This window comes from Micromonospora inaquosa (genome assembly GCF_003857055.1).
Classification (GTDB): Bacteria; Actinomycetota; Actinomycetes; order Mycobacteriales; family Micromonosporaceae; genus Micromonospora; species Micromonospora inaquosa.
This window is the reverse complement of sequence record NZ_QGSZ01000356.1, coordinates 65,443-73,308: the sequence shown is the minus strand read 5'-3', so window position 1 is coordinate 73,308 and position 7,866 is coordinate 65,443. Positions and strand designations below refer to the sequence as shown.

Genomic DNA, 7,866 nt, shown 5'->3' with positions numbered 1-7,866 from the left:
TGATGTGTATAAGAGACAGAGCCGGATCCGCACCGCCCCGGCGGTGCGGATCCGGCTCACGCTCTCGGTCAGGTGCGCGGCGGCTTCGGCGATCAGCGCGGTGCCGACCGGGTCGCCGTGGGTGGCGGCGTCGACGACCAGCGGTGCGAGCCGGGCCAGTTCGACGGGGGGTCGACGGGTCACCGTCTGGATGGCGGCGTCGACGGTGTCCCGGGGGCGGGCGGCGATGTCGGCGCTGCCCAGCAGTTCGGTGAGGATCGTCGTGGCCAGCGCGCCAGGGCTACGCCCCGCGTCGAGGTCGGCGAGCAGTCGGCGCACGGATTCCCGGCCGAGCCAGAAGCCCGAGCCGGCGTCGCCGAGGAGCCAACCGTGGCCGTCGGCGATCCGGTCGAGCCGCAGATCATGGACCTGCGCGGTGATCGCCCCGGTGCCGGCGATGAGGATGGTTCCGTCCGGGGCGGCGGTGCCGGAGGCGTACGCGACCAGGGCGTCGCCGTGCACCTCGTACGGGCAGCGCAGGCCGGCGTCGTGCCAGGCCTGGTCGAAGGCGGCCCGCCCGGCCGGGTCGGCCAGCAGCCGGCCCGCTCCGGCGAGACCGATGGTGCCGGCGGCGACCCGCGCCGGGTCGACGTCGGCGAGCGCCGCGCGGAGGGCGGTCAGCAGTTCGGCGGCGGCGCGTTCGGCGCCGTGACTGGTGGGGTTGCCGCCGCCGGCGCGGCCGGTGCCGACGCGTTGCCCGGTGAGGGTGAGCACGGTCGCCCGGGTGGACGTACCGCCGACATCGAGACCCACCACGACGGTGTCGGACATTGGCACGGGTCTCCTTGCGCGGAACGGCGATCTGGCTTGTTCATGCTGGTCGGCGGCGTCGTGCGGGGCAAGTTGTGGCGGGCGTGGGGGGCTGTGCAGCAGGTAACAGTTTGAAAACTTCGCCCACAGTCTTGACACAGAGGGCCGTTCAGTAAGAACTTTTACCACTAACAGTTAACAGTCTTTTCGGAAAGCTGAGGCGACTCATGGTTGATCACGAGGTGGACACCGCCGCGGGGACCGCGGTGGTCGACGCCGACGTGCTCGACCGCCGGACAGCCTCCGACGGGGTGCTGGCCCGGGTCCGCAACGGGCTCGGCGAGTTGACCGGCGCCCTGCGCCGGGTCGCCGAGCACGTGCTCAGCGACCCGGAGGCCGCCGCCCGCTCGACCATCGTCGAGCTGGCCGAGCGCAGCGGCACCTCACCGGCGACCATCACCCGCTTCTGCCGGGCGATGGGCTTCGAGGGGTACGCCGACCTGCGACTGGGCATCGCCTCCGAGACCGGCCGGGCCCGCTCGGCCGGTTGGACCATCGACATCGGACGGGAGATCCAGCCGAGCGACCCGCTCGCCCGGGTGCTCGACCAGATCATGGCCGCCGACACCCGGGCCATGCACGACACCGCCACCCTGCTCGACCTCACCGAGGTGGAGCGGGCCGCGGTGGCGATCGCCGGCGCCAGCCGGGTCAACATCTTCGGCGCCAGCGGCAGCGCCCTGGTCGGCGAGGAGATGCAGTTCAGCCTGCATCGCATCGGTGTGGCGGCGTGGGCGTGGAACGACGTGCACGAAGGGCTGGCCAGCGCCGCGTTGCTGCGATCGGGGGACGTGGCGCTCGGCATCTCGCACACCGGGCAGACCCGGGAGACCATCGAGATGCTCGCCGAGGCGGGCAGCCGGGGCGCCACCACGCTCGCGCTCACCGGCTTCCCCCGCTCACCGTTGGCCGAGCTGGCCGACATCGTGCTGCTCACGGCCAGCCAGGCGACCACCTTTCGGCCGGACGCGCTCTCCGCGCGGCACCCCCAGCTGGTGGTGCTCGACCTGCTCTACATCGCCGTCGCCCAACGCACGCACGATCGCGCGCACGCGGCCTTCCGGCGGACCGCGCAGGCCGTCGACGGGCACAAGGCAGCGAAGAGGCTGTCCGGAAACCCCGGGGCGAGCGAGGCGGGTCGTCGGCTGGGCCCGCCGCAGCCGACGCGAGGTTTCCCGACAACCTCCGAGGGAGCCCTTTCATGATCAGCGCCCAGGGGTACGCGGACGCCGTCCGCCCGGTGCTCGACCGGCTACTCGACTCGGAGGCCGACGGGATCACCCGGGCCGCCGACCTGATCGCCGACAGCCTGCGCGACGGTGGCGTGCTCCAGGCGTTCGGTGCCGGGCACTCGGAGGCGTTCGCCGCCGAGCTGGTCGCCCGGGCCGGCGGGTTGGTCCCCACCAACCGGCTCTCGGTACGGGACCTGGTGATGCACGGTGACGCCCCGCGCGACGTGCTCGCCGACCCCAAGTTGGAACGTGATCCCTCCATCGCCCACCAGATCTACGCGCTCGCGGCGCCCCAACCGCGCGACGTGTTCGTGGTGGCGTCCCAATCCGGCATCAACGGCTCGGTGGTCGAGCTGGCGGCGCTGGTCACCGAGCGCGGTCACCCGTTGATCGCGGTCACCTCGGTCGAGCACACCGCACGGGTCGCTCCACGGCACCCGTCCGGGCATCGGCTCGCCGACCTCGCCGACGTCGTGCTGGACAATGGCGCGCCGTACGGCGATGCACTGCTGCCGCTCGAGGGCGGCGGCGCGGTCTGTGCGGTCTCCTCGGTCACCACGGCGCTGCTGGCGCAGCTGCTGACCGCGGAGGTCGTACGACGGTTCCACCAGGCCGGGGAGGTACCCCCTATCTACCTCTCCGCCAACGTCCCCGGTGGGGACGAGCACAACCTCGCCCTCGAGTCGCGGTACGCCGGGCGTCTCCGGCGTACCGCCTGACCCGAATTCCATAAGGAGAGACGACGATGTCGATCACCCCCGAACACCCGGCCGCACTCGACCGTCGCACGGTGCTGCGTCGCGCCGCGGCCGTGGGCATGCTCGCCACTCCGGCAATCGGCCTGCTCGGCGCCTGCGCCACCAGCGGCAGCGACGGTGACAACGAGCAGGTCGCCGGCGGCACCAAGAGCGAGAAGAACCCGCTGGGCGTCAAGGAGGACGCCGCGATCGAGGTGGTCATCTTCAACGGTGGCTACGGCGAGAAGTACGCCACCGACGTGCACGAGCCGCTGTACAAGACGGCGTTCCCCAAGGCGGAGGTCAAGCACCAGGCCACCCAGGCCGTCTCCACCGTGCTCCAGCCCCGGTTCGCCTCCGGTAACCCGCCGGAGTTCGTGAACAACTCGGGCGAGAAGCTGATGGACTTCGGCGCGTTGGTCGCCGACGGTCAGCTTCAGGACCTCACCGAGCTGTGGGACGCGCCGTCGGTCGACGACCCGACCAAGAAGGTCCGCGACACGGTGGTGCCGGGCACCATCGAGGCGGGCTCGTTCAACGGCAAGCCGTTCGTCCTGTACTACGTCTCCACCGTCTTCGGCATCTGGTACTCGGGCAAGTTGTTCAAGGACAACGGGTGGGCGCCGGCGAAGAGCTGGGATGATTTCATCGCCCTGCTCACGGCCATCAAGGCCAAGGGCATCACCCCGTACGGCTACGCCGGTGCGAACGCCGCCTACTACCAGTGGAACGTGATCCTCACCCAGGCTGCCAAGATCGGTGGCACGGACGTTCTCAAGAACATCGACAACCTGGAGGACGGTGCCTGGAAGCAGGACGCCGTCAAGCAGGCCGCCGCGGCGTGGGCCGAGGTCGGCGCGAAGTTCAGCGACAAGAGCTTCGAGGGCCTCAAGCACACCGACGTGCAGCTGCGGCAGAACCAGTACAAGTTGGCCCTGTACCCCAGCGGTGACTGGCTGGAGGGCGAGCAGAAGCAGGACACGCCGGCTGGCTTCGACTACCAGCTCATGCCGGTGCCGAGCCTGACCGCCTCGGACAAGCTGCCGGCCACCGCGCTGCGCGCGACCGCCGGTGAGGGCTACTTCGTCTCGGCGAAGAGCAAGAACCCCAAGGGCGGCCTGGAGTACATGCGTCAGATGCTGTCGAAGGCGGGCGCGAAGGGCTTCACCGAGGTGGTCAAGGCCCCAACCGTGGTCACCGCCGGTTCGGAGGGCTTCGCCTTCCCGCCCGGTGTGGCCAGCTCCCAGGCCGCGCTCAAGGCGGCCGGTCAGGACGTCTTCAACCTGTACTTCGACGGCTGGTACAAGGAGCTCGACACGGAGGCGCGTACCGCCACCAACGAGCTGATGTTCGGCCGGATCAACGCGGACGCCTTCGTGGAGCGGATCCAGAAGCGCGCCGACGCGATCAAGAAGGACAGCTCCGTCACCAAGTTCAAGCGCTGATCGATCGGAGCTAGGTCATGCGGCACGGCAAGTATCCATTCGTGATCGGGTTCCTGTTCGCCCCGGTCGCGCTGTACGTGACATTCGTGATCTGGCCGTACGCGCAAGCGTTCCAGATCTCGATGACCAACTGGCGAGGGCTGTCCGCCCCGCAGTGGGTGGGCTTCGACAACTACCGGAGGCTGCTTGACGACGGCGCCTTCTGGAAGGCGGTCCAGCACCACGGCGTACTGCTGCTTGCCCTGCCGCTGATCACCGTTGCCATCGCCCTGTTCTTCGCCTTCCTGCTGAACGTGGGCGGCAAGAGCAGCGGCGGGCAACGCCAGGGGGTCTGGGGGGCGAAGTTCTACCGGGTGGTGTTCTTCTTCCCCCAGGTCCTCGCAGTGGCCATCATCGCGGTGTTGTTCCAGATGGTGTACCGACCGAACGAGTCCGGCCTGATCAACGGCGTGCTGATGAAGTTCGGCCTGGAGCCGATCCTCTTCCTCGTCAAGCCGAACCTGGCCCTCTGGTCGATCATCGCGGTGCTGGTCTGGCAGGCGGTCGGCTTCTACGTCGTGCTCTTCTCGGCCGGGATGGCCTCCATTCCCGGTGAGATCTACGAGGCCGCCGAGATGGACGGGGCGACGAAGGTGACCCTGTTCTTCCGGGTCACCCTGCCGCTGCTGTGGGACACCCTCCAGGTGGCCTGGGTGTACCTCGGGATCGCGGCGTTCGACGCGTTCGCCATCGTGGCGGTGCTCTCGGTGGACGGTGGCGGCCCGGACGGCGCCACCACCGTGCTGGCCATGGAGATCTACCGCAACGCGTTCGTCTACTCGAAGTACGGCTACGCCTCGGCGATGGGCGTGGCGCTGTTCTTCCTCACCCTCACGTTCGCGGCGCTGACGCTGCGGCTCACCAAGCGGGAAAGCGTGGAGTACTGATGAATCCGCAGTCGACGCTGCCGCCGACCCCGGCGGCGCTACCGCCGAAGACCGGTGACCCGTCCGGCCCCGCCAGGCCGGGGTCGCAGGGACCCCGCCCGGAGGTACGGTTCTTTTCGCGCCTGGGGCACGTCGCGCTCGCCGTGTGGGCGGTGATCGTGATCGTGCCGATCCTCTGGACCTTCCTCGCCGCGTTCAAGAACACCAGCGAGATCTTCAGCAGCCCGTGGACGCTCCCGGCCGAGCTGCGCTGGGAGAACTTCTCTCGGGCCTGGACCAAGGCGCACGTTGGGCGGTACTTCCTCAACAGCGTGATCGTGGTGTCGTGCAGCACGTTCCTCACCATGCTGCTCGGGTCGATGGCCGCGTACGTGCTGGCCCGCTACAAGTTCTGGGGCAACCGGGCGGTCTACTTCCTCTTCGTCTCGGGGTTGGCCTTCCCGGTCTTCCTGGCTCTGGTGCCGCTCTTCTTCGTGGTGAAGAACCTGGGTCTGCTGGACACCCACACTGGCGTGGTGCTGGTCTACGCCGCGTACTCGTTGCCGTTCACCGTGTTCTTCCTGGCCGCGTTCTTCAAGACGTTGCCGTCGTCGGTGGCCGAGGCGGGGATGATCGACGGCTGTGGGCACAGCCGGCTGTTCTTCCAGGTGATGATGCCGATGGCGAAGCCGGGCCTGATCAGCGTCGCGATCTTCAACATCATCGGTCAGTGGGCGCAGTACCAGCTTCCGTTGGTGCTGCTCTCCAACGCCAAGGACAAGTGGGTGCTCACCCAGGGCATCGCCGACATCTCGGTCAACGCCGGCTACGAGGCGGACTGGTCCGGGCTGTTCGCCGCGCTGACCATCGCCATCCTCCCGATGATCATCGTGTACGCGGTCTTCCAGCGGCAGATCCAGGCCGGCCTCACGTCCGGCGCGGTGAAGTAGGGCGCCTCACCGCTCGTCGACCCGGGTGTGCCAGGAGCGCCACAGGGCGGCGTACGCGCCACCGGCCGCGACCAGCTCGTCGTGGCTGCCGATCTCGGTGATCCGGCCGTCCGCGAGCACGGCGACCCGGTCGGCGTCGTGCGCGGTGTTGAGCCGGTGCGCGATCGCGATGACGGTCCGCCCGACCAGCACGGCGGCCAGCGCCCGCTCCGTCCGTCGGGCGGTGGACGGGTCGAGCGCGGCGGTCGCCTCGTCCAGGATCAGCGTGTGCGGGTCGGCGAGCACCAACCGGGCCAGTGCGAGCTGCTGAGCCTCGGCCGCACCGAGCTGACGGGCCCCGTCGCCGAGCTGGGTGTCCAGGTCGTCGGGCAGCTCGGCGAACCATTCGGCGCCCACTGTGAGCAGCGCGGCGCGCATCTGGTCGTCGGTGGCGTCGGGCGCGGCGAAGGAGAGGTTGTCACGCACCGAGCCGATGAAGACGTGGTGCTCCTGGGTGACCAGGGCGATCCGGCGGCGTCGCTCGGCCGGGTCGAGGTCGGTGACCGGGCAGCCGCCGATGCTGACCACGCCCTGCCGTGGCGCGTCGATCCCGGCCAGCAGCCGGGCCAGGGTGGACTTGCCGGCGCCGGACGGGCCGACGACGGCCAGCCGCTCACCGGGCTGCACCTCCAGGTCGATGCCGTGCAGCACGTCCGGTCCGTCGGAGTAGGAGAACCGTGCCCCCCGCACGACGAGCCGCTCACCCCGGGACGAGGCCGTCGTGCCGGGCGGCTCGGGCGCGACCATGCCGACACCAAGCACCCGGGCGTAAGACGCGAAGCCGCGTTGCGCCTGCTCGGTCCACTGCAACAACCGGTCCAACGGGTCGATCGCCTGTTGCAGGTAGAGCGCGGCGGCGACCACCGCGCCCAGCGACACCATGTCCCGGGTGAGCAGGTAGCCCCCGACGAGCAGGACCATGGCGACCGGCAGCGGGTAGCTGGCCTCGACGACCGAGAAGAACACGGTACGCAACGCTAGGGTCGCCCGACGGGCCCGCCACACCAGCGTGATGCGGGTGGTGCCGTGGCGGACCCGCTCGTCGGCCAGCCGCAACGCCTCCACAGTGCGAGCGCCTTCGGCGGTGGTGGTCAGCGTCTCGGTCAGCTCAGCCGCCGCCGCGCCCTCGGTGAGGTACGCGGAGCTGGCCCGGCGCAGATACCAGCGGGTCACCGCCACGATCGACGGGAGCCCGGCCAACGCGGCGAGCCCGAGCAGCGGGTGCAGCAGGAAGACCGCCCCGAACAGCAACGTCAGCTGCACAGTGGCGATGACGATGGTGGGCACCACGTCCCGGACCGTGGTGCCGACCGTCGACACGTCGACCGAGCTGCGGGTGGCCAGGTCACCGGAGCCGGCGCGTTCGACGACCGAGACCGGCAGCCCGAGAGTCCGGGAGACGAACTCCTCGCGCAGTTCGGCGACGGCCCGTTCGCCGAAGCGGTGCCCGGCGTACTGGGCGTATCGGGAGAGCAGCGCGCTGACCAGGACACAGCCGGCGATGGCCAGTGCCAGCCGGTCCACGGTGGCGACACCCGCGCCCGCGGTGACCCGGTCGACGATGGTGCCCAGCAGCCACGGCGGGGCGAGCCCGGCGACCGCGGCGGCGCTGTGCAGCGTCAGCACCACCCCGACGGCGCGCCGATGCCGACTGATCATGTCGAGCAAGGCCCGCCGTACGGTGCCGCGGTCGGCCACCGGCAGCCGGC

General features: G+C 70.0%; 6 protein-coding genes and 1 pseudogene. 5 read left to right on the top strand and 2 right to left on the bottom strand.

Annotated elements, in window-relative coordinates:
• Positions 1-810 (bottom strand): N-acetylglucosamine kinase (locus tag DLJ59_RS32660; RefSeq protein ID WP_124777899.1); only part of this gene is annotated, 810 nt, incomplete at its 3' end.
• Between the two features lie 206 nt (positions 811-1,016).
• Here DLJ59_RS32660 and DLJ59_RS32655 point away from each other — a divergent pair.
• The 5 genes and pseudogenes from DLJ59_RS32655 to DLJ59_RS32635 all read left to right on the top strand — a co-directional run.
• Positions 1,017-1,952, top strand: a pseudogene (locus DLJ59_RS32655) (MurR/RpiR family transcriptional regulator); the annotation flags it as partial.
• 98 nt (positions 1,953-2,050) lie between these two features.
• Positions 2,051-2,800, top strand: coding sequence for a sugar isomerase domain-containing protein (locus tag DLJ59_RS32650; RefSeq protein WP_091403970.1), 750 nt, complete (start codon positions 2,051-2,053; stop codon positions 2,798-2,800).
• 26 nt (positions 2,801-2,826) lie between these two features.
• Positions 2,827-4,263 carry an N-acetylglucosamine/diacetylchitobiose ABC transporter substrate-binding protein gene (gene ngcE / locus DLJ59_RS32645; protein ID WP_124777897.1) on the top strand — a complete coding sequence of 479 codons (1,437 nt, stop codon included), beginning with the start codon at positions 2,827-2,829 and terminating at the stop codon, positions 4,261-4,263.
• A 17-nt stretch (positions 4,264-4,280) separates the two neighbouring features.
• Positions 4,281-5,189, top strand: coding sequence for a carbohydrate ABC transporter permease (locus tag DLJ59_RS32640; protein ID WP_124777895.1), 909 nt, complete (start codon positions 4,281-4,283; stop codon positions 5,187-5,189).
• Positions 5,189-6,118 carry a carbohydrate ABC transporter permease gene (locus DLJ59_RS32635; RefSeq protein ID WP_124777893.1) on the top strand — a complete coding sequence of 310 codons (930 nt, stop codon included), beginning with the start codon at positions 5,189-5,191 and terminating at the stop codon, positions 6,116-6,118. Before DLJ59_RS32640 ends, DLJ59_RS32635 begins: the two co-directional genes overlap by 1 nt.
• 6 nt (positions 6,119-6,124) lie before the next feature.
• Here DLJ59_RS32635 and DLJ59_RS32630 read toward each other — a convergent pair whose 3' ends face one another.
• On the bottom strand, positions 6,125-7,816 hold the full coding sequence (locus DLJ59_RS32630) for an ABC transporter ATP-binding protein (RefSeq protein ID WP_244236346.1): 1,692 nt from the start codon (positions 7,814-7,816) through the stop codon (positions 6,125-6,127).
• Positions 7,817-7,866: the final 50 nt, after the last annotated feature.

What these genes read in the sequence shown, in the direction of transcription:
- DLJ59_RS32650 (WP_091403970.1), top strand. Translation starts at nt 2,051, where the DNA reads ATGATCAGCGCCCAGGGGTACGCGGACGCCGTCCGCCCGGTGCTCGAC.
- ngcE (WP_124777897.1), top strand. Translation starts at nt 2,827, where the DNA reads ATGTCGATCACCCCCGAACACCCGGCCGCACTCGACCGTCGCACGGTG.
- DLJ59_RS32640 (WP_124777895.1), top strand. Translation starts at nt 4,281, where the DNA reads ATGCGGCACGGCAAGTATCCATTCGTGATCGGGTTCCTGTTCGCCCCG.
- DLJ59_RS32635 (WP_124777893.1), top strand. Translation starts at nt 5,189, where the DNA reads ATGAATCCGCAGTCGACGCTGCCGCCGACCCCGGCGGCGCTACCGCCG.
- DLJ59_RS32630 (WP_244236346.1), bottom strand. Translation starts at nt 7,816, where the DNA reads ATGATCAGTCGGCATCGGCGCGCCGTCGGGGTGGTGCTGACGCTGCAC.